The 25,796-nt window shown below is 61.1% G+C and carries 20 protein-coding genes; 15 read left to right on the plus strand and 5 right to left on the minus strand.

Annotated features, from left to right (window positions below; translation table 11 throughout):
* Positions 1-278: 278 nt before the first annotated feature.
* The 3 genes from WN982_RS21540 to gltS all read left to right on the plus strand — a co-directional run bounded on the left by WN982_RS21540 (position 279) and on the right by gltS (position 4,251).
* Positions 279-458 (plus strand): hypothetical protein, encoded by a 180-nt coding sequence (locus WN982_RS21540; RefSeq protein ID WP_341317724.1) that lies wholly within the window; start codon positions 279-281, stop codon positions 456-458.
* 27 nt (positions 459-485) lie between these two features.
* Complete coding sequence (locus WN982_RS21545; protein ID WP_341317725.1) at positions 486-2,600, plus strand: phospholipase C, phosphocholine-specific; 2,115 nt, start codon at positions 486-488, stop codon at positions 2,598-2,600.
* 478 nt (positions 2,601-3,078) lie between these two features.
* Positions 3,079-4,251, plus strand: a complete 1,173-nt coding sequence (gltS, locus tag WN982_RS21550) for a sodium/glutamate symporter (protein ID WP_341319591.1) — start codon at positions 3,079-3,081, stop codon at positions 4,249-4,251.
* Positions 4,252-4,283: 32 nt separating this feature from the next.
* Here the strand turns inward: gltS and WN982_RS21555 are convergent, their stop codons facing one another.
* The gene (locus tag WN982_RS21555; RefSeq protein ID WP_341317726.1) at positions 4,284-5,114 is read right to left on the minus strand and encodes a hypothetical protein; all 831 of its coding nucleotides are present in this window, start codon (positions 5,112-5,114) and stop codon (positions 4,284-4,286) included.
* Positions 5,115-5,218: 104 nt separating this feature from the next.
* Here WN982_RS21555 and WN982_RS21560 point away from each other — a divergent pair, with 104 nt between their 5' ends.
* Positions 5,219-5,629, plus strand: coding sequence for a hypothetical protein (locus WN982_RS21560; protein ID WP_341317727.1), 411 nt, complete (start codon positions 5,219-5,221; stop codon positions 5,627-5,629).
* Between the two features lie 48 nt (positions 5,630-5,677).
* Here WN982_RS21560 and WN982_RS21565 read toward each other — a convergent pair whose 3' ends face one another.
* Positions 5,678-8,131, minus strand: coding sequence for a hypothetical protein (locus tag WN982_RS21565; RefSeq protein ID WP_341317728.1), 2,454 nt, complete (start codon positions 8,129-8,131; stop codon positions 5,678-5,680).
* Positions 8,132-8,407: 276 nt separating this feature from the next.
* Here WN982_RS21565 and WN982_RS21570 point away from each other — a divergent pair, with 276 nt between their 5' ends.
* Entirely contained in the window at positions 8,408-8,545 is a 138-nt protein-coding gene (locus WN982_RS21570; RefSeq protein ID WP_341317729.1) for a hypothetical protein, read from the plus strand.
* A gap of 49 nt (positions 8,546-8,594) precedes the next feature.
* Here the strand turns inward: WN982_RS21570 and WN982_RS21575 are convergent, their stop codons facing one another.
* The 3 genes from WN982_RS21575 to WN982_RS21585 all read right to left on the minus strand — a co-directional run bounded on the left by WN982_RS21575 (position 8,595) and on the right by WN982_RS21585 (position 12,086).
* Complete coding sequence (locus tag WN982_RS21575) at positions 8,595-9,431, minus strand: transporter (RefSeq protein WP_341317730.1); 837 nt, start codon at positions 9,429-9,431, stop codon at positions 8,595-8,597.
* Between the two features lie 726 nt (positions 9,432-10,157).
* Positions 10,158-10,898, minus strand: a complete 741-nt coding sequence (locus WN982_RS21580; protein ID WP_341317731.1) for an acetoacetate decarboxylase — start codon at positions 10,896-10,898, stop codon at positions 10,158-10,160.
* A gap of 39 nt (positions 10,899-10,937) precedes the next feature.
* Positions 10,938-12,086 (minus strand): patatin-like phospholipase family protein, encoded by a 1,149-nt coding sequence (locus WN982_RS21585; protein ID WP_341317732.1) that lies wholly within the window; start codon positions 12,084-12,086, stop codon positions 10,938-10,940.
* 621 nt (positions 12,087-12,707) lie between these two features.
* On the opposite strand from WN982_RS21585, the gene WN982_RS21590 reads away from it, so the two are divergent.
* From WN982_RS21590 to WN982_RS21635, 10 genes are all read left to right on the plus strand, one after another.
* A complete protein-coding gene (locus WN982_RS21590; protein ID WP_341317733.1) occupies positions 12,708-14,282 on the plus strand; it encodes an ATP-binding protein in 1,575 nt (524 codons plus the stop codon).
* Entirely contained in the window at positions 14,279-14,914 is a 636-nt protein-coding gene (locus WN982_RS21595; RefSeq protein WP_341317734.1) for a response regulator, read from the plus strand. The genes WN982_RS21590 and WN982_RS21595 overlap by 4 nt, the downstream gene beginning before the upstream one ends.
* Before the next feature lie 161 nt (positions 14,915-15,075).
* Entirely contained in the window at positions 15,076-15,462 is a 387-nt protein-coding gene (locus tag WN982_RS21600; RefSeq protein WP_341317735.1) for a response regulator, read from the plus strand.
* A 154-nt stretch (positions 15,463-15,616) separates the two neighbouring features.
* On the plus strand, positions 15,617-16,177 hold the full coding sequence (locus WN982_RS21605; RefSeq protein WP_341317736.1) for a lipid-binding SYLF domain-containing protein: 561 nt from the start codon (positions 15,617-15,619) through the stop codon (positions 16,175-16,177).
* 192 nt (positions 16,178-16,369) lie between these two features.
* Entirely contained in the window at positions 16,370-16,843 is a 474-nt protein-coding gene (locus WN982_RS21610) for a YMGG-like glycine zipper-containing protein (protein WP_341317737.1), read from the plus strand.
* A 60-nt stretch (positions 16,844-16,903) separates the two neighbouring features.
* On the plus strand, positions 16,904-18,079 hold the full coding sequence (locus WN982_RS21615) for an efflux RND transporter periplasmic adaptor subunit (protein ID WP_341319592.1): 1,176 nt from the start codon (positions 16,904-16,906) through the stop codon (positions 18,077-18,079).
* A gap of 13 nt (positions 18,080-18,092) precedes the next feature.
* Positions 18,093-21,320 (plus strand): multidrug efflux RND transporter permease subunit, encoded by a 3,228-nt coding sequence (locus WN982_RS21620; RefSeq protein WP_341317738.1) that lies wholly within the window; start codon positions 18,093-18,095, stop codon positions 21,318-21,320.
* Position 21,321: 1 nt separating this feature from the next.
* Entirely contained in the window at positions 21,322-22,812 is a 1,491-nt protein-coding gene (locus WN982_RS21625; protein WP_341317739.1) for an efflux transporter outer membrane subunit, read from the plus strand.
* On the plus strand, positions 22,809-24,098 hold the full coding sequence (locus tag WN982_RS21630) for a paraquat-inducible protein A (RefSeq protein WP_341317740.1): 1,290 nt from the start codon (positions 22,809-22,811) through the stop codon (positions 24,096-24,098). Before WN982_RS21625 ends, WN982_RS21630 begins: the two co-directional genes overlap by 4 nt.
* The gene (locus WN982_RS21635) at positions 24,091-25,710 is read left to right on the plus strand and encodes an MlaD family protein (RefSeq protein WP_341317741.1); all 1,620 of its coding nucleotides are present in this window, start codon (positions 24,091-24,093) and stop codon (positions 25,708-25,710) included. Before WN982_RS21630 ends, WN982_RS21635 begins: the two co-directional genes overlap by 8 nt.
* Positions 25,711-25,796 lie beyond the last annotated feature (86 nt).

The raw sequence follows: 25,796 nt of genomic DNA on the forward strand, positions 1-25,796 counted from the left end.
GCGTGCACGCGCCTCTCTCCGGTTTCGCGGACCGCGAAGTCGTCGCTTAGGCACACATCCGCGGTGCATCTCGAGGCAGGCCTCGACGTTGCCCGACGTCGAAAGCCCCCATACCAGGTCAATGCTGTTGGAAGGACGTCCACGTGCTCGTCTCCCTGCTTTCCAACACGACACTCGTATGTAACAAACTGAAATTATCTTCTCGGCAACGCTTGCGCCCGAGCGCAGCGTTTGTCGACGCGCGATCGCGTCCGTCAGTCATTTCCACGGAGACACTCATGCCGACGTCGGCATTCCGGCTTTTCGCGCTTATCGCCCTCTTTGCCTCGACAGTGCTTCTCGGCGCGTGCGGCAACGGCGTATCGTCCGATCCACCGGCCAAGTCGGCGTGTGGCAACGCCACCGTTGCCAATGCTCGCATGAGCTGCCCGCCGGGCTTCACCCCGCCTGCTTCCTGACGTCAGAATTCAAATTAGGTCCATCGTATGGTCGCCAAAACCCGTCGAGATTTTCTGAAGCTGTCCGCCGGACTGGCCGGCGCGACAGCCGCCACCACTCTGTTTCCTGAATCGATTCGCAAGGCGCTGGCCATCGAGCCGAGTTCGGTCAGCGGCACGATCCAGGATGTTCAGCACATCGTCGTCTTCATGCAGGAAAACCGCTCGTTCGATCACTATCTCGGTCACCTGAGCGGCGTGCGCGGCTATAACGACCGCTTTCCCGTGACGCTGCCGAACGGCCAGCCGGTGTGGTTCCAGCCGCGCCAGGAGGATCCGACGAAGGTGATCGCGCCGTTCCGGTATGACACGAGCAATCCGAACGTCAACGCACAGTGCATCGGCGGCTTGCCGCACACGTGGAGCACTACGCACGGCGCGATCGACGGCGGCCGCGCCGACAAGTGGGCGGTGCAGAAGACCAACATGACGATGGGCTATCACGTGCGCGAGGACATTCCGTTCCACTACGCGCTCGCCGATGCCTTCACGGTGTGCGACAACTACTTCTGTTCGATCCCGGGCAATACGCACCCGAACCGCATGTATCTGATGACGGGGATGGTCGATCCGCTGGGGACGGGCGGCGGCCCGCTGCTCGACAACACCGATTTCATCGACAACCAGTTCGACAGCATCAAACTGCAGCCCTTTAGCTGGACGACGTATCCGGAGCGGCTGGAAAACGCCGGCATCTCCTGGCAGATCTACCAGCAGGGCACCGGCTTCGACAATTTCAGCGGCAACTACGGCACGAACATGCTGGCCTCGTTCCAGAACTTCGTGAACGCACCGGCTGGCTCGTCACTGCAAACCCGGGGAATGAGCACGCGCACGCTCACGCAGCTGAAAGCGGACGTGCAAGCCAATGCGTTGCCGCAGGTGTCGTGGCTGCTGCCGCCCGCCGCGTATTCGGAGCATCCGAAGTTCACGCCGCTCTACGGCGCCAACTACATCTCCACGATCCTCGACGCACTGACATCGAATCCCGATGTATGGAGCAAGACCGTCCTCTTCATCATGTACGACGAGAACGACGGGTTCTTCGATCACGTCGTGCCGCCGCAAGCGCCGACGCTGCCGGGCTCGGGCATGAGCACCGTGGACATCACGCTCGAACGGCATAACGTCGTGACCGCGACGCAGAGCAGCACGTATACCGCCGACAACCTGCCGTACGGCCTCGGGCCGCGCGTGCCGATGACGGTCGTGTCGCCGTGGTCGAAGGGCGGTTTCGTCTGCTCGCAGGTGTTCGATCACACGTCGGTGCTGCAATTCATCGAAAAGCGTTTCGGTGTGGTGGAAACCAATATCTCGCCGTGGCGCCGTGCCATCTGCGGCGACCTCACCACGGCGCTCGATTTTTCGAAGCCGGACCCGGCGGTGCCGTCGCTGCCGAGCACCCAGACGTACGTCTCCCAGGCCGATATGCAATGCGCGCGCTCGACGGCGCAGACCGCGCCGGCCAGCACCGCTCAGCAAGTCGTGGCGGCGCAGGAGACGGGCACGCGGCCCGCGCGAGCGCTGCCGTACGAGTTGCATGTGAACGGTCAGTTGCAGGCGCAAGGCTATGCGCTGACGTTTGCCAACACCGGCACGCAAGGTGCGCATTTCTGGGTGTATACGGGCGATCCGACGGCGATGCCGCGTCGCTACACCGTCGAGGCCGGCAAGCAGCTGACCGATACGTGGGCATTCGACGCGAACGGCAATTACATGGTGAACGTCTACGGCCCAAACGGCTATTTCCGACGCTTCGCGGGTTCGTCCAGCGCGGATGCCGCCGCCAAGCCGGACGTCGTGACCTGTTACGACGTGGCCAACGGCAACGTCTATGTCACGCTGTCCAACGCGGGGACCACAACGCTCACGGTCACCGCTGCCGACGTCGCCTACGGCCAGCCGCCGGTCACGTTGACGGTTCCGCCGGGCAAGAGCGTGGAGGCGCACTGGGACCTGTCATGCAGCAGCCAGTGGTATGACTTTCAATTGACGGTTGCGGGCAATGCGGGCTGGTTGCGGCGGATCGCGGGTCATGTGGAAACTGGCAAGGCGAGCATTACCGACCCGGCCGCGACTGCGCCGGTGACGAAAGCGATTTAGGGGCGCGGGTTGGGGATTCGGTTCATCGCCAGCCTGATGGAACGAATCCCTCATGTACGGTCCATGCGTATTTCGTTTTGACTGACTAGCGTTCGACCAGGCCGCAGTGTGTTTCCACATATTGGCTCGGTGTTTCACCCAGCACACGGCGGAACGCGGTCGCGAACGCGCTGGGACTCGCTAAAGCGGGCAGCACGCTAGCTCGACGCCGGGAAAGTACCTACACTTGGCATCGCCGCAGGCCGTGGTGTCGGCTTTACGATGAGCCTGTTCATCGGCTCGCTCGCGTTCGACGGCCCTGAATGTTTCGCTGCGTTCGGCTGGACATAATCCCGGCGCAACGCTATCGGGCATTATCGGTTATCTGCTTCTCAGGTTCAGATCGGGTCATGCCAGGATACCCGCCTCGCGCGGGGTCAACTAGTCGGCCTCTCATCGGGGGGAAAACATCGTGAGCCTTGACGCGCTGGAAACGCTGATGGCCGCTGCCCTGGTTCTTCTGCTCGGGCGGCAGATCCTTGCCCGGACATCCATACTGCGAACCTACAGCATTCCCGAACCGGTGGTCGGCGGCCTACTGGTAGCGTTGCTGGTTTTTGCGTTACGCAGCACCTCACATATCGAAGTGCGTTTCGATACGACGCTTCAAGTGCCGCTGATGCTTACTTTCTTCGCCACCATCGGTCTTAACGCGGATCTGGCAGGGTTGAAAGCAGGCGGGCGTGCGCTCATGGTCTTTCTCGGCGTAGTTGTCGGCTTGCTCGTGATGCAGGATGCGCTCGGTATCGGCCTCGCCTGGGCGTTGGGACAAGATCGCCTGCTCGGCCTGCTAGGGGCGTCGGTGACCCTTTCAGGCGGCCATGGCACCGGCGCGGCATGGGCAAAAGTGTTCGCAGAGCGCCACGGGCTCGCTTCAGCAACGGAAATTGCGATTGCCTGTGCCACGTTCGGCTTGATACTCGGGGGATTGGTCGGTGGGCCGGTTGCGCGTTTTCTGATCACGCACCATGGCCTTGTTTCCAAGCCGGAACCCGACGTTGCGGCCGCAACCGGTTTCGAGCAACCCAAAGCTGTTCGCCCGATCACGGCCGAGGCCGTCATCGAGACAATCGCGTTGATCGCCGTTTGCCTTGCCGTCGGTTCGGCGCTCGCATCCTGGATGAACGGCACAGCGTTCGAGCTACCCGCGTTCGTGTGCGTATTGTTCGTCGGTGTCGTCCTGCGCAACGGCCTCGCCATGCTCGGCTGGTATCAGGTCCTTGAGCTTGCAGTGTCGCTGCTCGGCAATGTGAGCCTCGGACTCTTTCTCGCAATCGCGCTGATGAGCCTACGCTTATGGGACCTGGCCTCGCTTGCGCTGCCGCTTCTCGTCATCCTGGTCGTGCAGGCGATCGCGATGGCCGCCTACGCCATCTTCGTCACCTTTCGAATCATGGGACGCAACTATGACGCGGCGGTGCTGTCAGCCGGACACTGTGGCTTCGGCCTCGGTGCCACGCCAACCGCGATCGCCAACATGCAGGCCATTACGGATCGGTTCGGCCCCTCCCACCTGGCGTTCCTGGTGGTGCCGATGGTAGGCGCGTTTTTTATCGACATCGCAAATGCAATCGTCATCAAGTTGTTTCTGCTACTGCCGATTTATCGATAAAGGCAGCCGGGCCGACAGCATGGTGAACCCTTTCACCGTACGCACGATACGTAGCTTTTATGCGAATCGTAGTAACTGCTTACTCGGCCATTGCCAAGATTGACCACCTTGTGGAAGCCCTTGCCAGCCAAGGTGTGTGACCAATATAGGCTGCCGCCCCCCCAGCCATAGAGACCACCTGGATAACGCGAATCGTTTTTTGGCGCGACGATCGCGTATTTGCTCCTCGTACCTGTACTGTTATCAGTGTTCGCATAGGCGAACAGCGCCTTCAGTTCATTGACCGTCGGTAGGCGCATATCGCGCTTCGCACAGTGGTACAGCGCGTCGTGGTAGTCGTAGCGCACCACCCGTGATCCATTGAAAGGGTCTGGGGCGCCTTTCGTCGCGCTCGGGGATTTTTTCTCCCACGGATAGGTGTCAGTTGCGGGGCGGCTAAAACAGGTCTTGTTATAAGAGAAGACGGTCGTGCCACCGCCGAACATTGGATACGTTCCCTCAGGCATGCAGATTTCTTCACTGGCCACCGTCGTGTCCGCCCGTGCTGCGGCGGGCGAAAGACTCAAACTCAGAAACGGTACTGCAATCGACAATGCGCGAAGCAGCACCCATCTCCGATTCCACTTTCCGCTGATGAAAGTCATGACAGTCCGATAAGTGTGTTCATGATCGACCACGTGGACACGACCTGGTTGCGTCACAAACCCCGGCCGGACCGGGAGCGTCAGCCACAGCCCAAATGATCCCGAAACGCTTGCATCCCAATGCGTGAAGCTAAGCGCGGAAATGGAGGAAGTAAACGTCTTTTTTGGTGGGGCAAGTAACTGATAACCCATTTTATAAAGCTGCTGGATCACGGCCAAGATGTATCCTTCAGATAGGGCGTCACAGTCGTACCGAACACGCGAGCATGGACGGTGGGTTCAGCGATTCCGGTCGCAGCGCCTTGAGTCGTAGCGGTGATGACATGAAGCGTATCTACCTTCTGATTGTGCTTTGCAGTGCGTTGGCCGCCTGCATATCGGCGGGCGTCGATGTCAAACCAGAGCAACTGTCGAATTTCAAGCAAGGTGTGACCAACCTCGAAGAGGTTGTCACCGTGCTCGGGTCTCCAACGGCACTGACCACGCTAAGCGATGGATCGACCGTGCTGATCTACTCATTCGTCACATCCAGGCCTCGTCCTGCGAGCTTTATCCCGCTCATCGGTCCGCTCTTCGGCGGGGCCGACACGCAATCTTCGACAGTCGTGTTCGAGTTCGACGAAAACGGCGTTCTCACGAGTCAACGCAGGACGACATCGAGCGGCGCATCGGGATTGAGTGCGAAGTCGCCCGGCACGCTGCCGCAAACGGATGAGCCTCGTCAAACGAAGTAGCTCGAGCCCGGGCCGCCCTCGAATGCGGACGATCTGGCGGGCGTGCCACTATCGACGGAAACCACCACCGCCACCCCTTGCGCCGCCCGCGCCGTTGGCTCTCCGTTCGAAACCGCCTCCCGATTGTGCGTAGCGTTGACTCTGGATCGCACCTCTCTGACGATTCTGCATCTCGTTGTTCAGTTCTCCAAAGGAGGGCTGTGCGCTGGTCCGGTTGATTCCACCAGCAGCATTCTGGGGCTGGGCGGGGGCTCTGCTCGTCGTTGCTGGCGCGGTGCGCTGCTGCTGATAGGTCTGCGTTCCTTGGGGAGCGGGCCGCGGATTCGCTGACTGGGTTCCCGCGGGGCGTTGCTGCTGATAGCTCTGCGCGTTTCGTTGAGTCGTGCCGGTGTTGGCCGCAGTGGGCGTGCGCTGGGGCTGCGCGGATTGCGTTTTTTGCGGCGGCGACTGCGGTGTCGGTTTGTTCACATTGGACCAGGAACCGTTATCGTACTTCTGCCAGCTCCCACCTGTGTTCTTGTACACATTGCCATCACGTCCTGCGTAAAGGTCGCCGTTTGCTGTCTTCCCAGCTACGGCTCTGCCGTTGGCCGTGCTTCCAGCAACTGCCTTGCCGCCTGCCGAATTCTGATAAGTCCCGACCGTGCCCTTCGCTGTGGTGGTGTGCTGCGTCGCCGCCCACTGGTTCCCCTTCGTCACAACAGAGCTTCCCCATTGGCCGTACGCGTTCGATCCCTGACGGGTAGCGGCATAGGCGCCGGTGTAGGGGTTATAGGCCTGCGCGACACTTGCGCTGCCGTACTTTCCGGAAGCCGTGGCGCCGCGCGCGTACGTACCGGTATAAGGGTTGTACGATGCGCCCCATTGCGCGCTACCCGCCGGGCCATAGGCACTGCCGCGTACGCCGCGCGCGCCTGTGTAGGGGTTGTAGGTCGGGTATCCATACGGCGCTGGACGCGGATAGTAGACCGGATACGGCCCGTAGCCAACGCGGACATAGGGCGGATAGTAGTAGCCGTTGCCTTGTGCAACGATCGCGCCGACGGCCGCGCCTGCGATAAACATGCCGAGATATCCAGCGGTATAGCTAGCCTGGACAGACCCGCCTGGCACGACCTGTTGCGTCACGTAAGTGACGTTATAAACGGGCGACGCCGGCGGGATCGTATAAATCACCTGAGGCACTGAACTGCTGGTTTGCCACGGTCCGGCTGGCGACGGCGAATCGAACCAAACGCCCCGTGAGCAGAGGTAATAGTGATTCTCTACCTTGATGATCTTGTCGGGGGTGTTGGTTGCGTAGGCGAGCGTCGTGCCCTCGATCGGGGCGAAATTCGGCTCGCCGCTGTATGCGACTTTGATCTCGGCCGCGGCTGCGGCAGGGTTCACCTCAACGGTCGTCGGAATCTGCGCGAGCAGTACCGCATCGTCGGCTTCCGGCGTGCCCGGTACGGAAGCGAGGACTCGCGAGGCTGGGCTGTTGCGAGGAATTCTGGCGAAATCGGCCGGCAGTTGGTCCGTTGCGAACGTCCATGGCCCACTGGGGCTGGGTGACGAAAACCACCGGCCCGCAGTCAGATAGTAGTAGGTCTTTGTCGGCGCGTAGACGAACACATCGCTGTCGGTATTCTTCGCGAACACCAGCCCGGTGCCGGCAATCGCGGTATAGACCGGTTGGCCGTCGAACACGATCAGCTCGGCCGGCGTGCTGCTGAAGAAGACCGCCGGCGGCTTCGCAGCGTGCTTCACAGACGGCGGAATGAAGGGTTTCAGGTCCGTCCAGGTGGGGTCGGCGGGAACCTTCGTCATCTTGGCAGGGAGCGTCTTCGTTTCCGCCCATCCGGTTTTCATGTCGGTCGACGTCATCCATGACTGACCGGTGAACAGGTAGTACTGGTGGGCGGCGTTATCGACGAACAGCGGCCAACTGGCGTTGACGACGAATGAGACGTCTGAATTCTGGATGGGTGCGGGTACGGGGTCGCCGTCCACAAACAGCAGGACCGCTGGCCCGAAACTGACGAAGATTGCCGGTGGATCGCTCTTGATGCCTGCGACCGGTGCTGCCTTCTTTTTGTCGATGCTCGCCGCAAGCCGATCCATCGACAAGGTCAGCGACGCCTGCGGATTGAGAAACTTTCGCACCAGCTGATCCAGCTTCTGGCTCGTTGCCTGGTCCGCACCGGGGAAAGCGGTACCGGTAATTTGCGGATTGCTTAAAAGTACGTTCCGACTGTCGATATCCACGTCGGTGTGCGTTTGCAACGTGATCACACCCACCTGCGGCTTGCCGCCGCGCGGGGTGATGCTAATCGCCATTCGACCGGTTAGTTCCTTGAAGTCTTTCCAGTCGTCGATCTGTGGCTGGTAATAGGTGAGGGTCGCGTCGCCCTGGACAAGTTCACGCGGCCAACCAGGGTCTTGAGTCGCGGCGCGGATCGGCTGCATGGCCGACAACGCCAATGCCAGCGCCAACATTCGGATGGGCAGTCTGGAAGTCACGATGCTTTGCTCCTGTCCGCCTCACGGTACTTCCGCAGCGCGACCCGTGCCATGGACGGAAGGCGAATGAGCAGACACGGGGTACAGATGTTGGCGGCCGGGTCGCTGTTGCCGTCAATAGCGCAGCTAAAAAGATAGGTTTACCAAGGCGTGCATGCAATTGGACCTTGGTCCAATTGCATGCAGCCGCGCGGCGAGCAAGATGCGGAACATTGTGCCCTGGTTAGCCATTCTCTTCGGCACGTTTGGTTTGTTTGCCCCTCGCAACGGGCGACCATGACAGTGTTAGTCATGGGCGAACTGTCGACTGCCGGCGCGATTTTTCTGATCATGGAAATGAACACGCCGCTCGGTGGGGTAGTCAAAATCTCGCTTGAGCCCATGTGCGCAGCGCTCGCCATTCTTGGCGAGTAGCCGCTCGATTGCGGGGCGTTGGCTCTGTTGACCACGCACTCGAGCGCAATCAGCGATTGAACCAGCGGTATTGGAGTGCGACCGAGACAGTTTGGAAATTGCCGCCGACGCGTGTAATCAGCCCACGCGACCACGCGAGCTTTGCGGACCATCTTTCGGCAAGCGGCACCGACAGCGTGACGCCGTAGCGCACACTGCGCTGGAGGTCCTGATCCTGGGCGCCGTTCACGCTTGTCCGGCCGCCCGTGAAATACGTCGCGTTCGCGGCGAGCCAAAGCCCGGGGCGCCAGGTGTAGCCGCCATGCAACTGGAACTCGGGTATCGGATCCTGGCTGCGCCTCCGTCCACCGAAAAAATCGTTGTTGTCTGTAAAGAACCACACGCCCGCTGCGCCCTCCACGAACCAGTTGCCAATCGGCTGGGACAGTCCGATTTCTGGCTTGAACGACCATCGGTTCGACCCCACGTTGATCAGGCGGGACGGCACGTACTGGCCTGTCGGTGCAACGACGCTCACACTGACACCGAGGACCGTGGAGGGTTTGCGCCGCGCGAATTCCTCCGGGGTGAGCGCCGGATCGCCCAGCAGATTCACGGCGACCCTGAACCGCACGTCGCCCAGTCCCGATCGATAGGCATGCTCCGGCCTACCCTCGACGTCGCCGGTCACATTCGCGCTCGCGTACGGGACGGACACCGCAACGCTTGCGGTATGGCCAGCGATGCCGAAGCTGTGGGAATAACCGAATGCATACGTGTTGATTTTGGCCTGCACATTGGCAATCGGCAACGAAGGGTCGACCGAGAAGCCGCCGCTCGATCGTGCATAGTCGAACACCACGAAATTCGTTCCGACCGGCGCAGCCGAGTAGGCGCGTGGTTCCATTTCCTGGGCACTTGCCAACGCGGACCAGAGCAAAGCAACACCGACACGTGCCGGCCGAAAGCGCCGGGCAGCGCGCGTTGCCGAACGGATCTCAGCCTTGCAACCCGATTTGACTGTGTGATTCGAGTCGATCGATGGTTTCGGCATTGTCGTGACGTTCGTCTCCGATTGATGTATGAGACGGCTGGATCATCGGTGCTCGCAATAGGACCAAGGTCCAATATGCGTACGACCGCATGCGACTAATCTGGAAGATGCGCGAGTCCGGTCGCGTCGTTCCTGGGAGAGAATCATGACGAGTTCTGTACGCGCACTCGCGGTTCTGCTTATGTTGGCATGCGTCGTGCTGTCTTCGAGCGCATTCGCGAACTGCGCTACTAACGCGCGCGGCGAGACCGTTTGCGGCAACGGAAAGACGGCCGGCGGCTATAACCCGAATACGGGTAACGCGTGGAAGGCCCAAAAGAATCAGAACGGCGTCACGACGACCCAGACAAGCAGGGGCGGACAGGCCAAGACCAAGAACGGTAAGGGCGTGTATAAAAGCCCGAGTGGAAAGACATGCTACCGGAGCGCCAACAGTCAGGGATGCAATTGAATGTATGAAGCTGTCAGCCGTTTGCGCGCGCGGTGCTACGGTGGCTTTCCTCGCGCGCAGCTAATCCAGTCAATTCCAGTCAATAACAGGCCGCCGACAGATCGTGGGCCTTTCGGCGCCCCGGCCCTTCATTCAGCAAGATAGTCGTGCACCACGGTGCCAAGGCCAAGTGTGAGGTCAGACAGGATGTGCACGCCGGATATCACTTCAATGACAGGCAGCGACGCAACGGGCGCGAGTGCGTGGTTGAGCAGTTCAAGCGCGGCAGGACCTTCCCACGCTCCCTTCACCGTGATGTCCTCGCAGAAGTAGCGCACCAGTTCGCAGATGCGTGGCGAGCCATCCACGTGCGGAATGATCTTGAGCAGAAAATTGGGCGCGGACAGCGACGCGAGGATCTGGTCGTGCGGTAGCGCGCGATGCTTATAACCCATCGTCGCAAGTGCGATCGGCACCGGGCCATATCTCAGGATGCCGCCGATGGTGTCCTTTTCGATCCGCAACTCAGGTGACGCGAGCTTTTTGGGAAATCCCCAGATTTCGCGGCCGCCGGCGATCGGCGGTTCGTCGTCGAGAAACATGGCGTGGACATAGCTGCCGCGCTGACCCTGGAAACTGACCGGAATGACCTGGCCGCTTTCAGTGTAATCACCAAAACCCGTTGAATCGGGCATCCGGATGAATTCGAATTTTACGAGCGGTTCGGTCATTTCGAGGGGGGCAGGAATGACTTCGGCTAGTGCATCCGGATCGGTCCGATAAGTGATGATCAGGAACTCCCGATCGACAAATCGATAGGGACCGGGCGGATACGCGGGGCTGGTGAGCGGCATGGCAAATGCGCGCTTCTTTACGTCGGCTTCGGTCATGTTGCATGCTCCTTATGTCGGCTGCGATAGTCCGACGTGTTACGCGGTCAGGTCGTAGATGCGCACGCCATTGCCCAGATCGGTGGCTTGACGCCATTGCGGGTCGGCGATCGACTTTTGGGCATCGCTGTATCCGAAATCCCACAGTTCCATCACAGTCGCGCGGGAGAACTCGTAATCCTTAAAGCTCGACGAGCGCGTGTTGTGCCGGTTGATGAAATGAACAAGGGCGACGGCGCCGCGAGTGCTGATGGCGCCAAGTTTCTGGACGTCGGGGTCCGTTTGAAGCGAGGGTGGCAGCTTGTCGAGCAGGCGGTGCAGCGAGTTGCGAAGGTCTTCGATTTCGCTGACACGGGCCGTATTGAAACGTGTCTTGCTCGAGTACTGGATGTCCTTGGTGCGTTCCTGCACTTCTCTGAGGGTTTTGGGCAGTTCGCCGGCGCCGCTGAAGACGTCGACCTGCAAGATCAACGCGCTCATTCTGTAGTCCTCGTCCAGAACGTACCAAAGTGGCGAGTTGCACGCGATACCGCCGTCCCAATACCATTCTCCCTCTATCTGAACAGCGGGAAAACCCGGGGGCAGTGCACCGCTTGCCATCACATGCTTAGGGCCGATCCGTGTCTTGCTATTGTCAAAATAAACCGAGTTACCGGTGCGCACGTTGACGGCGCCTAGCGAAAGGCGCACCACTTTCCGGTTGATCAGCTCAAAATCGACCAGTTCTTCAAGTGATGCTCTGAGCGGGACGGTGTCATAAAGGCTTAACGCCTCGAAGTTTTCCTCGTGCGAAATAAAAGGCGCCGGTATCCGCGGCGAAAAGAAACCCGGCACGCCAAATGCGACCGAGGATGCCGCACTCATGAAATTGAATAGTGGGCGCATCGGATCGAGCGACAGTGGCGGCACAAATGGGGCGTGTGCCGATACGCGTTCCCAGAACTCCCGCAATCGCTTTACACGCTGCTCAGGCAGATTACCTGCAATCAGCGCAGCATTGATTGCGCCAATCGACACGCCAGAGATCCAGTCGGGCGCGACGCCCGCTTCGGCGAGCCCGGCATAAACACCGGCCTGGTAGGCCCCCAGGGCACCACCGCCTTGCAGCACCATGACGGTATGGTCGAACTTGCCCCAGCTGGTGGTCGCGCTTGAGGGTTCAGCCTGGTCCTGGTGTGCCTTTGCCATGACTACCCCACAAGTGGAGGGATGTTTGCGCACCACGGCCAAGTCGGCGATGAAGCCTTGGTTTATTTAAGCATTGCACGTAGTGAGCTTATATCTGCAGCGAGCCGGCGTTGGCATGGCTCCGCTTCTTTCGAACTCAACGATGACGTCATTCAAGCTACATGCTCCGCGGGGCGTGAACAATTGGACTTTGGTCCAATGCAACGGCTATCCAATACAGAGGCATCGAGTTGAGAATGAGAAGAATATACGTGCACGTCATTTGCTATTTTCTCACTGCGTACTAGGATTAATTTGCCGTTCGGTCTTATCCGGTCGCGGAGTTTTTACTGGGATTTCCATATGGCTGGCGGTGCCCACGTCCAGCCCTGCCATCTGCCACGCCAGCAAATCGCCGGACGAGCAACGCACAACAAAGGTGACGACTCGAAAGCTTGCCCATGACGCAGGCTTGGAGCGCGCACTGACGAGCGAATCACAATTCTGAGTTTCCGGCCGGCTTCGTAACATCTAGCGGCGGTAACCAGCCTCCGGGTCAAGGGGCTTTGCCTCTTATGGAAATCCAAGGCGAGTTCTTGTCAGCCCATCTCGCGGTGCCGACCTTTGAGAGGCAGTTCGGCCATGAGCATCGTCATGCCAGTCACTGTCGTGCTGGAAACGGCAGCCATCCTGTGGTTGCTGACGGTGCTGGCGCGACGCCGCCGGGCAGCAGCATCGATCGCTAGTCGTAATCCGCCACATCTGCCAGTGCCTTACGCCGAACGCGCCATGCTCGGCCTGCGTGTGATGCGGGCACGCTTGTCGACGATCGCCAGGAGGGCTAGTCCTTTCGGCTCGTTGGCGCAAGCAGGTTCGTCAGGAGAGACCTGCGAGACACGCGCGGAGAACCTTCGCGTCGCGGACGCTTCCCCTGTGCCGGAAGCGGGGCAGCGTGGGACTCGCGCCGGGCATCCATTTGCAGAGCGACTCCGCACCACGGCTTCCGCGAGAGTCGTTCACCGGGAGCTCTCCGAGAGCGGCGGACGATCGGTGGGCCTGGCGGGTGTACACGCAGGCGCGGTCGAGCGAGGGAGCGGTGAGCGTTACTTTCGCGAGGCACTGGCGCTATTGCCGTTTGCGATTCTGATGCTGGGCGAGCATGGCCAGATGGTGATGGTCAATCTGCAAACTGCCAGGCTGTTCGGATACGAATATGGCGAATTGATCTGGAAACCTGTCGAACTACTGGTGCCTGACCTGCATTTCGACAGCAACGCCCCCTTTGGGGCAGACCCGTCCGCGTTACAGCAATCCCGCGGCATCGTGCCTTCGCACGAAATGTCTGCGCGGCGCAAGGACGGCACGGAGTTTCCCGTGGAAATCGGCCTTAGTGCATTTCGCTTCGACAACGACAACGTAACGCTCGCATTCATCATCGACCGGACGGATCGATATGAGTTACACCGCAACCGCCAGGAGCTCGCGCATCTGACGCGGGTGTCCACCATGGGCCAGTTAGCCTCATCGCTAGCCCATGAGTTGAACCAGCCGCTTACCGCAATCCTGAGCAACGTGCAGGCCGCGCAGCGGTTTATGGCTACTGATCCGATCGATCTGGGTGAGGTTCGGGAGATCCTGAACGACATCGTTCAGGATGACTACCGCGCAAGCGAAGTGATTCGGCGCATTCGTGCGGTCGTCAAGAAAGGCGACCTGGAGGTCGCGCCACTCCACCTCGCGGGAGTGATCCGTGACGTGGTCCTTCTGGTGCACAGCGACGCGATTGTGCGCGGAATGCGCGTAACACTCGACATCGACGGCGATCTGCCGCCGGTGCGCGGCGACAAGGTGCAGCTGCAGCAGGTCATCCTCAATCTCCTGCTCAACGCATTCGATGCGATGAGCAATGTGCCGCCGCTCGAGCGTGTGGTCTCCGTGACGCTCCGGCCCGAGAACAACGGCATGGTCTGCATCGCCGTTCGCGATCGGGGCCATGGACTGACTTCCGACAAGCTCGACAAGATCTTTAAGCCATTCTTTACATCAAAACCCCAGGGGCTCGGTTTGGGATTGTCGATTAGCCGCTCCATCATCGACATGCACCGCGGGCGACTCTGGGCCGAAAACAACACCGATCGAGGCGCGACGTTCTATGTCACCCTGCCCGCAGAGGATACGACTGCGACGGGTCAGGACGAGTCGCGATACAGGCCATGACAGATTCTGATTCGCTCGTGTTCGTCGTCGACGACGACGATGCTGTGCGCCGTGCACTGGCGCGTTTGATCCAGTCCGCCGGCTATCGGGTGGAGACATTCGGTTCGGCACGGGCATTTCTCGACAGGATGCGCGCCGACACCTGCCCTGCGTGCCTGGTACTGGATATTCAATTGCCGGATCTCAGCGGTCTGGAACTGCAGCGCGAGCTCAATGCGGCGCTGCCGATCATTTTCATCACCGGGTACGGGGACATCCCCATGACAGTAGGAGCAATGAAGGCGGGGGCAACCGATTTCCTGCCGAAACCGGTGCGTGATACCGATCTGCTGCGTGCGATCGGACAGGCGTTCGAGCGCGTGGCGCAAACGTACGCCGTCAACCGTGAACTGGATGCAATCCGTGTGCGTCTCGGACGGCTGACACCTCGCGAGCGGGAGGTGATGGCGCTCGTCGTGACCGGCCGTCTGAACAAGCAGGTCGCCGGCGAATTGGGTACGGTCGAAAAAACGATCAAGGCGCATCGCGCACGCGTGATGGCGAAGATGGAAGTCACTTCGCTCGCCGAGCTCGTTCGCGTCGCAGACAAGGCCGGTCTTGGCGGTGCTGCTGAAACACGCGCATCGCGCTAAGCAGCGGCAATCTGGCACGCATGGCGCTCCGTGCCAGCGCGCTTCGCTTTCCGGTGTCCATTCGGGACCAAGGTCCAATATCGGCAAACCTGTCTGACTCATAGGCTGTCGTATGGGGGAATGCGCTTGCGCGTGCATTCCCGGACACCGGACTACTCACAATGGGAAAACTCAAACCATTCGTTGTTGTCGTTGATGACGATGAATCGGTGAGCCGAGCGATCAAGAGACTGTTGCGCTCAATCGGAATCGCCGCCGAAACGTTCGCAAGTGGCGACGCGTTTCTCGATGTCCTGTCGTCCATGCCGTCGTATCGCCCTGACTGCGTGATTCTCGACGTGCAGATGCCAGGGCTGAACGGACTGGAAGTCCAGCGACGCCTGGCCGGCAGTGGCATACCTGTCATTTTCATCACCGCCCACGACGACATCGGCGTGCGCGAGCACGCGCTCGCAGCCGGCGCGGTTGCCTACTTGCGCAAGCCGTTCAACGACGAACTGTTCGTCAAGACAGTACGCGCTGCCCTTGAAGGCGATCAGCCGCCGTAGCGCAAGCCCGTGCGCTTGCGTATTCAGACGATATGGGACCAAAGGCCAATTGTTTTAACGGGACGCAAACACCACTATTCACGTTGCCTGAGAAGAATTCGAGGCGGAAACGCGTTACGCACCGTGGTGTCAATTTCTGAATGGAGCACGCATCATGATCAAGTACCTTCGGCTAATTCTCGCGGTTCCCCTCTTTCTGTTTGCCGTGGCGTGTTCGACGAACCCGACTGTTGCCACGGGTGGGGACCCCGAGTTAGACGCGCAAGCACGTGAGGCCCTGCAGCAACTCTTCGACAGCACCCCGAAGGCGAAAGATCTCCAATACCAGGCGAAAGCCGTCGTCGTGTTTCCGAGCATCGTCAAGGCTGGGTTGCTAGTCGGTGCGCAAGGTGGAAAGGGCGTGATGTTTAGTCCGGACGGCAGGATCCTTGGGTACTACAGAGTGCGCGGACTTTCATACGGGTTGCAAGCAGGCGCACAAACCTTTTCGGAGGCGATGTTTTTAATGACCGACCCGGCAATCACTGAGCTCACGAGCGGCACTGGATTGTCCGTTGGTGTGGGACCGAGCGTCGTGGTGGTGGATGCAGGGATGGCCAAATCGATGACAACTACGACGTTGAAATCAGATGTCTATGCGTTCATTTTTGGCCAGCAGGGCTTGATGGCCGGTCTGGGCGTTCAGGGACAGAGAATTGTCAAGTTTGACCAGTGAAGTGCGCAATATCCTCGCGCAGTCATAGCGCCCGATGCTCTGAAGCGAATCGCCGCGGTAATGCTCGCCGCGCCAGGCGCGCGATCGGGAAACGTGCTCGGGGGAGCCGGGAAATCGTGCGCGCGTTGCGCGGACATTGACCGCCAGTAGCCAGTAAACAGGTCGACCGTAGAACATTGAGGACCTCAAGCCATGCAACGAATGCAGCGAGTCGCAATTGGTTTGGTGGTATGGGTGCTGACATTCGCGGCCGCCGCGCAGCAGCCCATCATCTATCCGGCCAAGGGGCAGAGCGCGGAGAAGCAAAACACGGATACCGCCGAATGCCAGCTATGGGCGAAGCAGACGACCGGCGTGGATCCGGTCGCGATTGCCCAGCAATCCGGTCAGCCGGGCGCTCAGCCGAAGCAAGGCGGAGCGCTCAAGGGCGCAGCCGGCGGCGCGGCTGTGGGCGCGGCGGTGGGCGCCATCGCGGGCAACGCAGGAAAGGGCGCGGCGATTGGCGCAGTGACCGGGACGGCGGGCGGCGGCATGCGTCAGCGTCGAGCCAACCAGGCTGCGGCCGAACAGCAGCAAGCGGGTCAGCAACAGACGTCTCAGCAGATGGCGACATTCAATCGCGCAGTTGCTGCGTGCATGACCGGGCGCGGCTACACGGTCCAGTAGACATCGATCGAGACAGGAGAGACATCCATGAGCAGGAAATGGTCACGTCTCGCGTTTGCCATGCTTGCACTGTGCGTCGCCTGTCACAAAGCGCCTACGCTGCCCACAGCCGGACCGATCGAAGTCACCGTGATGCAGATCGCGCAGCGCGATACGCCGGTCGATTTCGAATTTACCGCCCAAACGCAGAGCTCCCGCGAAGTCGAGATTCGCGCGCGCGTCGACGGCTTTCTCGACAAACGGGTCTATACCGAAGGGCAACTGGTGCATGCCGGGCAGACGCTCTTTCTAATGGACCCCAAACCATTCGAGGCCGCGCTGCAAACCGCAAAAGGCGAGCTTGCGCAACAGCAGGCGCGGCTCGGCGTCACGAAGGCGAACCTCGCCCGCGTGATCCCGCTGGCCGCGCAGAACGCCGTGAGCAAGAAGGACCTCGACGACGCGACCGGCAATGAAAAGCAGGCGGAAGCCGCGGTGATCGCCGCGCAAGGACAGGTGCAAACCGCCCAGCTAAACCTCAGCTACACAACAATCAAATCTCCGCTCACCGGCTTGTCGAGCTTCGCGAGACAGCAGGACGGCAGCTATGTCACGGCCGCCGCCACGGGACTGCTGACCTACGTTTATCAGCTCGATCCGATGTGGGTCAACTTCAGCATCTCAGAGAACGAATTGCTGAAATACCGCGACGAGACCAGCAAAGGCCGTCTGCGGTTTCCAGCCAATAACAACTTCGAAGTGACGGTGATTATGGCCGACGGCACCGAGTTCCCGGACCGTGGCCATATCGACTTCACCAATCCGGCCTTCAGCACGCAAACCGGTACGTTCCTCGTTCGTGCATCGTTCGCGAACCCCAAGGGCACGCTGCGCCCCGGGCAGTTTGTCCGTGCGCGGGTGTCCGGCGCCACGCGCCCGAACGCGATTCTCGTGCCGCAACGCGCGGTCTTGCAGGGCGCGAAAAGTCACTTCGTGTGGGTCGTCGACAGCGATTCGAAGGCGCATCAACGGGTAGTCGAGGTCGGCGAGTGGCACGGCGACGACTGGTTCATCTCGCAGGGATTGCAGCCGGGCGAAAAGGTGGTCGTAGATGGTGCGATCCGCGTTGCCGCCGATACGCCGCTGAAGATCGTCGCCGCCCCGGCAGCGCCCGCGGCACCTGCCGCAGCCGAGGCGCCGGCGAGCGGAGCAGGAAAGGCCGGGGAGCGCACAGCTGACACTACGGCGGCGAAGTGAGCCGGCCAGCGACATGAATCTCTCTCACTTCTGCATCGAGCGCCCGATCTTCGCGTCGGTGATATCGATTGTCATCACGCTCGGCGGCGCCGTGGCGATGTTCAATCTGCCGATCGCGCAGTACCCGGACGTCACGCCGCCGCAGATCACGATCTCCGCCAACTACCCGGGGGCGAGCGCCGACGTGGTGGCCAACAACGTGGCTGCGCCGATCGAGCAGCAGGTGAACGGCGCGGACAACATGATCTACATGAACTCGTCGAGTTCGTCGACCGGCAACCTGACCGTCAACGCGTACTTTCAGATCGGCACCAACCCGGAGCTCGCGCAGGTAGACGTGCAGAACCGCGTGAACCTGGCGCTGCCGCAACTACCGTCGTCGGTGCAGTCGCAAGGCATTCAGGTGCAGAAGAAATCGTCTGCGTTCATGATGGTGATCGCGATCTTTTCACCGACCGACCGCTACGACGCCACCTACATCGCCAACTACGCGAACATCTACGTGCTCGATGCGCTCAAGCGCATTCCGGGCGCCAACCAGTCGAGCATCTTCGGCACGCCCGACTACGCGATGCGGATCTGGCTGAAGCCGGATCGGATGGCGCAACTGGGCATTACGGCGGGCGACGTGCAACGGGCGGTGGCCAACCAGAACCAGCAATTCGCCGTCGGCCGCCTCGGCCAGTCGCCGACTGGCGCGCCGGTCGAGCAGTCGTTTGCGGTCACGACCACCGGCCGCCTGAGCGAGCCTGCCGAATTCGACAACATCATCATTCGCGCGGCGAACGGCGACGCGGCGATCGTGCGGCTCAAGGACGTCGGCCGCGCGGCGCTTGGCCAGAAGGATTATTCGATCCGCAGCCGCTATCAAGGCAAGCCGGCCACCGTCATCGCGGTCTATCAGCAGCCTGGCGCCAACGCGCTCGACGTGTCGAAGCAGGTCCACGCGACGCTCACCGAGATGAAGAAGAGCTTTCCGGAGGGCCTTGATTACAGCATCGCGATGGACACGACCGATTTCACCCGCGCGTCGATCTCGGATGTCGTCCACACGTTCTTCGAGGCACTCGTGCTGGTCGTGGTCGTCGTGTTCGTGTTCCTGCAAAGCCTGCGCGCGACGCTGATTCCGGTGCTGGCGGTGCCGGTGTCGATCCTTGGCACCTTCATGGGGATGCTCGCGCTTGGCTTCTCGATCAACATGCTGACGCTGTTCGGCATGGTGCTGGCAATTGGCATTGTGGTGGACGACGCGATCGTCGTGATCGAGAACGTCGAGCGGAACATGACTGTGCACAAGCTGAGCCCGAAAGACGCCGCCAAACGGGCGATGGACGAAGTCGCGGGCCCGGTCGTCGCGATCGTGCTCGTGCTGTGCGCGGTGTTCGTGCCGGTGGCGTTTCTTGGCGGCATCACGGGCCAGTTGTACAAGCAGTTTGCGATCACGATCGCGATCTCGGTGATTTTCTCAGGCGTGGTCGCATTGACACTCTCGCCGGCGCTGGCCGCGTTGCTGCTCAAGCCGGGCCACCATGAAAAACGCGGCTTTTTCAGATGGTTCGACAACCGCTTTGAAAGGATGACGAACAGCTATACGAACGTCGTCAAACTGGTCATCAAGCGCTTCGTGGTCGCGCTGTTGCTGTTTGTCGGGATGATCGCGCTGGCGGTCGTCATGATGCGCACGATCCCCACGTCATTCCTGCCGCCCGAAGACCAGGGCTACCTGCTCGGTGCAGTCATCATGCCGGACGCGGCGAGCCTCGATCGCACCGGCGAAGTCTCGCAGCATGTCACCGACTACTTCATGAAGCAGCCGGCGGTAAGCAGCGTGACGGTGATCGACGGCTTCAGCCTGCTCGACAGCCAGAACAAGAACAATGCGGGCGCATTTTTTATCGGCTTCAAGGGTTTCGACGAACGCTACAAGTTCGCCAACATCAAGACGCAAAACGCGCGGGCCGTGCTGATCGGCGCGTACGAGAACCTCTCGAAAGTGAAGGAGGGGATCATCCTGCCGGTCAATCCGCCGTCGATTCCGGGGCTCGGTACGACGGGCGGCACCGAGATGTGGATTCAGAGCAAAGGCGACGCGACCATCGCGCAGCTCGCGGGTGTGGTGCAAGACTTCTTGGAAAAGGCGAAAAAACGGCCCGAACTGGCGCGCGTGACCTCGACCTTCAATGCGTCCGCGCAGCAGTTGCTGGTCGATGTGGATCGGGACAAGTCGGAAACACTCGGCGTGCCGATCGAAGAGGTGTATAGCGCGATGCAGACGATGTTCGGCTCGCTGTACGTGTCGCAGTTCAACCGGTCGAGCCGGCTGTGGCAGGTCATCCTGCAAGCCGAGCCGGCATACCGGCTCACGCCGCAGGATCTCAACCAGCTCTATGTGCGCAGCAAGACGAACAACATGGTGCCGCTCAAGGCCGTGGTGACGTCGAAGTACGTCACCGGACCGGACCTCATCACGCGCTTCAACAACTTTCCGGCCGTCAAGATCACCGCCAACGGCGCGCCGGGCTACAGCTCCGGGCAGGTCATCTCGACGCTCGAGGACGTGGCAGACGAGGTCATGCCGGCAGGCTATGGCGTCGGCTGGAGCGGGGAGGCCTTCGAGGCGCGGCAGTCGGGCAGCACGTCGGGGCTGGTATTTGTATTTGGCCTTGTGATGGTGTTCCTGATTCTCGCGGCGCAATACGAGAAATGGAGCCTGCCATTCGGTGTGTTGATGGCCGTGCCGTTCGCACTCTTCGGCGCGCTGCTCGCGATCCTGCTGCGCGGCCTCGAGAACGACGTGTACTTCCAGATCGGGCTGACGATGCTGGTCGCACTCGCTGCGAAGAACGCGATCCTGATTTTCGAGTTCGCGGTGCTGAACCGCGAAGCGGGCGAGTCGGTGTACGACGCCGCTGTCACGGCGGCGACCGAACGGTTACGGCCGATCGTGATGACGTCGCTCGCGTTCATCCTCGGCTGCGTGCCGCTTGCCATTGCGTTGGGGGCGTCGGCCAACAGCCGGCATTCGATCGGCACAGGTGTGATTGGCGGCATGCTCGGCGCGACAGTGATCGCCGTGTTCTTTATCCCGATGTTCTTCTACGTGCTCGAATCGATGTCGGAAAAGAGCGGCGGCAAGAAGACCCCGGGGGCGAGCGGCGGAGCCGAGGGGCAAGGGCCCGGCACGCCACCTGGTTCCGGCGGCCCGGCGATCACGCCGTCCGCTCGGCGTGAGGACGACTGACATGCGCGGCCGAGCGTCCCTGCTGCGTCTGGTGCCTGCATTGCCCTTGGTGCTGGCACTGGGCGGCTGTCTGTTAGGCCCCGATTACGTGCGGCCAAACGTGGCGACACCCGCAACCTATCGCTTCGCAACCAGCGAAGCGGTCGACGTCGCCAATACGCGCTGGTGGGAGCAATTTCAGGACCCGGTGTTGAACGATCTGATTTTGGCCGCGCTTACGGACAATAAGGATGTGAAGATCGCTGCCGCTCGCGTCGACCAGTTCCTCGGGCAGTTCGTCACGACCCGCTCGGCACTGTTTCCGCAGCTCAGCGCCGGCTTCGACGCCTCTCGCCAGCGTGCTTCGCAGGCCGGGCCGACACCGTTGCCGCCCGGCGTCGGCCCGGTATTCAACGAGTTTCAGGCGCCGTTAATGGTCGCATGGGAAATCGACCTGTTCGGCCGGGTGCGGCGTGAGACCGAATCGGCGCGCGCGAGCCTGCTGGCGAGCGAGGAGGGCCGCCGCGCGACGATCCTGTCGCTGGTCGCCTCGGTTGCCACCGCCTACATCAATCTGCGCGATCTCGATGCGCAACTGACGATCGCCAAGGCGACGACAGACAGCCGCGCCGGTTCGGTGAAAGTTTTCCAGGCACGGTTTTCAGGCGGCGACGTATCGCAGATGGAGCTCGCGCAAAGCCAGTCGGAATACGAGGCGTCGCTCGCGACGATTCCGCAGATCGAGACGCAGATTGCCCAGCAGGAGGATGCCCTCTCGGTCCTGCTCGGCCGCAATCCCGGTTCGATCCTGCGTGGCCGCGAACTGACCGAACTGGCAGTGCCGGCTGTACCGGCGGGTCTGCCGTCCGACCTGCTCGAGCGCCGCCCCGATCTGCTGCAGGCTGAGCAGAACCTGATCGCCGCTAATGCATTGATCGGCGCTGCGCGCGCGCTGTACTTTCCGTCAATTTCGCTGACCGGTCTGTTTGGATCGGTCAGCGGGCAGTTCTCGAAACTGTTCACCAGTCCCGCTCGCGTCTGGTCGTATGCCGGCTCGCTGACGGTGCCGATCTTTACCGCGGGCAGTATCAGTGGTCAGGTAAAGCAGGCGGAAGCGCAGCAGCAACAGGCGCTATTCGAGTATGAGAAGTCCATCCAGGTGGCGTTCCAGGAAGTCGACGATGCGCTGATCGCCCTGCAAAAGTCACGCGAGCAGCTCGTCGTGCAAGGGCGTCAGGTGGATGCATTGCGCACCTATTCACGGCTGGCAAGGCTGCGTTACGAAGGCGGCTACACGAGTTACATCGAGGTGCTGGACGCGGAGCGCAGTCTCTTCAACGCGCAACTCGGCTATACGCAAACCAACGGCGTGGTGTTCAACTCGCTGATTGGTCTCTACAAGGCAATGGGCGGCGGGTGGGTTGTACAGGCCGAGGGCATGACCGGCCAGGTGATGCAACAGGGCGCTGCGGTTCGTGGAAAGAATGAAGCCGCGACGGAGCAGCCGCAATGACAGCCCCAGCGATCACGCCAGCGACAACCGCGCGTCTCATCGCTTGCCACGAATGCGATCTGCTGCAACGCGAAACGGCGTTGCCGCGTGACGGCGTGCTGCGCTGCTGCCGATGCCATGCGGAACTGTATCGCGCTCATGCGGACAGCATCGACCGGGCGTTGGCTTTTACGCTCGCATCGGGCGTGCTGTTCGTGATCAGTAACCTGTATCCGATTGTCGGCCTGGCGGTCAACGGCGACCTCGTGGAGACGACTTTACTGGGTGCCGTTCGCATTCTGTACAACGATGGCATGTGGCCGCTTGCGGGACTGGTGTTCGCGACGACGTTCCTGATGCCGCTGCTGCAAATGGCGACCATGACGTATTTGCTGGTGCCGCTGTGGCTTCACCGCCGGCCGTACCGGGCCGACATTGTCTTTCACATGATGCATCTGGCGCGGCCTTGGGGAATGACCGAGGTCCTGATCCTCGGCATGCTGGTTGCGCTCGTCAAACTGGCACACATTGCGAGCGTCGTACCGGGCGTCGCGTTATGGTCGTTCGGCGCGCTGATGTTGCTGCTGGCGGCGGCCAATGCGGCATTCGATGCGCGTGCGCTCTGGCAGCGAATGGGCGAGCGCCACGGTTCTGCTGCCGATCTGCATGAGGCCACAACTTCATCCGCACCCACGGCAATGCGTTGCGGTCTGCTGAGTTGCCACAGCTGCGGGCTGCTGGTGCATTCGACCCCCCATCTGCACGACGCCAACTGTCCGCGCTGCGGCGCGCATCTTCACGCACGCAAACCCGAGAGTTTCGCGCGTACCTGGGCGTTTCTGATTGCCGCGATGGTGCTGTACATCCCCGCCAACGTGTTGCCGGTGATGAACACGAGTTCGCTGTTCGGCTCCGAGAAAGACACGATTCTGAGCGGCGTCGTCTATCTGTGGACCTCGGGGTCATGGCCGCTCGCCGCTGTGGTGTTTATCGCGAGCATCGCTGTGCCGATGCTCAAGATCATCGCGCTCGTGTACCTCGTGATTTCCGCGCAATGGCGCTCGACCACGCTGTTGCAGCAACGAACCCGCATCTACCGGCTGGTGGAACTCGTCGGCCGCTGGTCGATGCTCGATATCTACGTCATCACCATTCTCGTTGCGCTCGTGCAGTTCAGTGCGCTCGCGACGATCCAGGCTGGGCCGGCCGCCGTTGCGTTTGGCGCGGTGGTCGTGCTGACGATGTTCGCGGCCATGTCGTTCGACCCGCGTCTGATCTGGGACGCGACGGAGGCTCATCATGGCTAATCCTCCCGAGCGTCCGGAGCCACCCGATCTCCCCGAAGCGGTGGCCACGCCCCGCTCGCGCTGGCGCATGCAGATCGTCTGGCTGGTGCCGATCATTGCGGTGCTGATCGGCGGCTGGCTGGCCGTGAAGGCCGTCCTCGAACAAGGGCCGACGGTCACCATCAGCTTCGCGACCGGCGAAGGTCTCGAAGCGGGTAAGACCAAGATCAAGTTCAAGAACGTGGACGTTGGCGTGGTCAAAAGCGTGACCTTGTCGAGGGACCACCGCAGCGTCGTCGCGACAGCTGAGCTTGTCAAGGACGCTTCGAACATGCTGGTCGACGATACGCGCTTCTGGGTCGTGCGCCCGCGCATTTCCGGGGGCACGGTATCGGGGATCGGCACGCTGCTGTCCGGTTCGTTCATTGGCATGGATTTGGGAACCTCGACGAAGTCGCGGCGCGACTATGTCGGACTCGAGTCGCCGCCAGTTTTCGCCAGTGGCGTGCCGGGGCGGGAGTTCGTGCTGAAGAGCGAGGATATGGGCTCGCTCGATGTCGGCTCTCCCGTCTTCTTCAGACGCCTGCAGGTCGGACAGATCACCTCGTATTCGCTCGACGCGGACGGCAGGGGTGTCACGCTGCGGGTCTTCATCAACGCGCCTTATGACAAGTACGTGCAGAGCGATACGCGGTTCTGGCATGCAAGCGGCGTCGATGTGTCCCTGGGGACTGACGGCGTCAAGGTCAATACGCAATCGGTGGTCGCAATCCTGATCGGCGGGCTCGCGTTCCAGACGCCGGATGAGACGACCGGTCAGCCGGAGGCTGCCGTTCGTACCGAATTTATGCTGTTCCACGATCGTGCGGAGGCGATGAAGCGCCATGACCGCATCGTCGATACCTACGTATTCAATTTTAACGACTCGGTGCGGGGGTTGACGGTCGGTGCACCGGTCGATTTCCGCGGCATCGTGGTGGGCGAGGTGGCAGCGATCTATACGCGCTTCGATCCAGTCAGGAAGCTGTTCAGCATTCCGGTGGAAATTCACCTTTATCCAGAGCGCTTCACTTCACGTTACCAGTCGGGCGAGGCCGGAGGCAGGCTCGCATCGAATCCCCACCAGATGGCGGAATGGCTGGTCGCACACGGCCTGCGCGCGCAGCTGCGAACCGGCAACCTGTTGACGGGGCAGTTATATGTCGCGCTCGACTTTTTCCCCGCTGCGCCCAAAGCCGAGATGAACTGGAGCGCGAACCCGCCGGAAATTCCGACCATACCTGGCGGATTGCAATCGCTGCAGGATTCGGTGACCAGTCTGGTGGCCAAGCTGAACAAGATCCCGTTCGAAGGGATCGGCAAGGACGCGCAAAAGACGCTGGCGGATGCGGATTCGCTTCTCAAACAGTTGCGCACGGAGGTGATGCCGCAGGCTCGGAACACGCTCGCCGCCGCGCAGACGGCGCTGGACTCGGCGAACGGTGCGTTGCAGCCGAACTCGCAGTTGCAGCAGGGCACCACCGATGCGATGCGTGAACTCGCGCGCACTGCGGCGGCGTTCCGCACGCTGGCGGATTACCTCGAACGTCATCCTGAGGCACTGATACGCGGCAAACAGGGGGATAACAAGTGATGCGCCTATCCTTACCGTTCGCAATTGCGCTGACTGTCGCGACGCTGGCCGGTTGTGCCTCGCCAAAGGCCACCTTCTACACACTA

The organism is Paraburkholderia sp. IMGN_8, assembly GCF_038050405.1.
GTDB lineage: Bacteria > Pseudomonadota > Gammaproteobacteria > Burkholderiales > Burkholderiaceae > Paraburkholderia.

What these genes read in the sequence shown, in the direction of transcription:
- WN982_RS21540 (WP_341317724.1), top strand. Translation starts at nt 279, where the DNA reads ATGCCGACGTCGGCATTCCGGCTTTTCGCGCTTATCGCCCTCTTTGCC.
- WN982_RS21545 (WP_341317725.1), top strand. Translation starts at nt 486, where the DNA reads ATGGTCGCCAAAACCCGTCGAGATTTTCTGAAGCTGTCCGCCGGACTG.
- gltS (WP_341319591.1), top strand. Translation starts at nt 3,079, where the DNA reads ATGGCCGCTGCCCTGGTTCTTCTGCTCGGGCGGCAGATCCTTGCCCGG.
- WN982_RS21560 (WP_341317727.1), top strand. Translation starts at nt 5,219, where the DNA reads ATGAAGCGTATCTACCTTCTGATTGTGCTTTGCAGTGCGTTGGCCGCC.
- WN982_RS21570 (WP_341317729.1), top strand. Translation starts at nt 8,408, where the DNA reads ATGACAGTGTTAGTCATGGGCGAACTGTCGACTGCCGGCGCGATTTTT.
- WN982_RS21575 (WP_341317730.1), bottom strand. Translation starts at nt 9,431, where the DNA reads ATGGAACCACGCGCCTACTCGGCTGCGCCGGTCGGAACGAATTTCGTG.
- WN982_RS21580 (WP_341317731.1), bottom strand. Translation starts at nt 10,898, where the DNA reads ATGACCGAAGCCGACGTAAAGAAGCGCGCATTTGCCATGCCGCTCACC.
- WN982_RS21585 (WP_341317732.1), bottom strand. Translation starts at nt 12,086, where the DNA reads ATGGCAAAGGCACACCAGGACCAGGCTGAACCCTCAAGCGCGACCACC.
- WN982_RS21590 (WP_341317733.1), top strand. Translation starts at nt 12,708, where the DNA reads ATGAGCATCGTCATGCCAGTCACTGTCGTGCTGGAAACGGCAGCCATC.
- WN982_RS21595 (WP_341317734.1), top strand. Translation starts at nt 14,279, where the DNA reads ATGACAGATTCTGATTCGCTCGTGTTCGTCGTCGACGACGACGATGCT.
- WN982_RS21600 (WP_341317735.1), top strand. Translation starts at nt 15,076, where the DNA reads ATGGGAAAACTCAAACCATTCGTTGTTGTCGTTGATGACGATGAATCG.
- WN982_RS21605 (WP_341317736.1), top strand. Translation starts at nt 15,617, where the DNA reads ATGATCAAGTACCTTCGGCTAATTCTCGCGGTTCCCCTCTTTCTGTTT.
- WN982_RS21610 (WP_341317737.1), top strand. Translation starts at nt 16,370, where the DNA reads ATGCAACGAATGCAGCGAGTCGCAATTGGTTTGGTGGTATGGGTGCTG.
- WN982_RS21615 (WP_341319592.1), top strand. Translation starts at nt 16,904, where the DNA reads ATGCTTGCACTGTGCGTCGCCTGTCACAAAGCGCCTACGCTGCCCACA.
- WN982_RS21620 (WP_341317738.1), top strand. Translation starts at nt 18,093, where the DNA reads ATGAATCTCTCTCACTTCTGCATCGAGCGCCCGATCTTCGCGTCGGTG.
- WN982_RS21625 (WP_341317739.1), top strand. Translation starts at nt 21,322, where the DNA reads ATGCGCGGCCGAGCGTCCCTGCTGCGTCTGGTGCCTGCATTGCCCTTG.
- WN982_RS21630 (WP_341317740.1), top strand. Translation starts at nt 22,809, where the DNA reads ATGACAGCCCCAGCGATCACGCCAGCGACAACCGCGCGTCTCATCGCT.
- WN982_RS21635 (WP_341317741.1), top strand. Translation starts at nt 24,091, where the DNA reads ATGGCTAATCCTCCCGAGCGTCCGGAGCCACCCGATCTCCCCGAAGCG.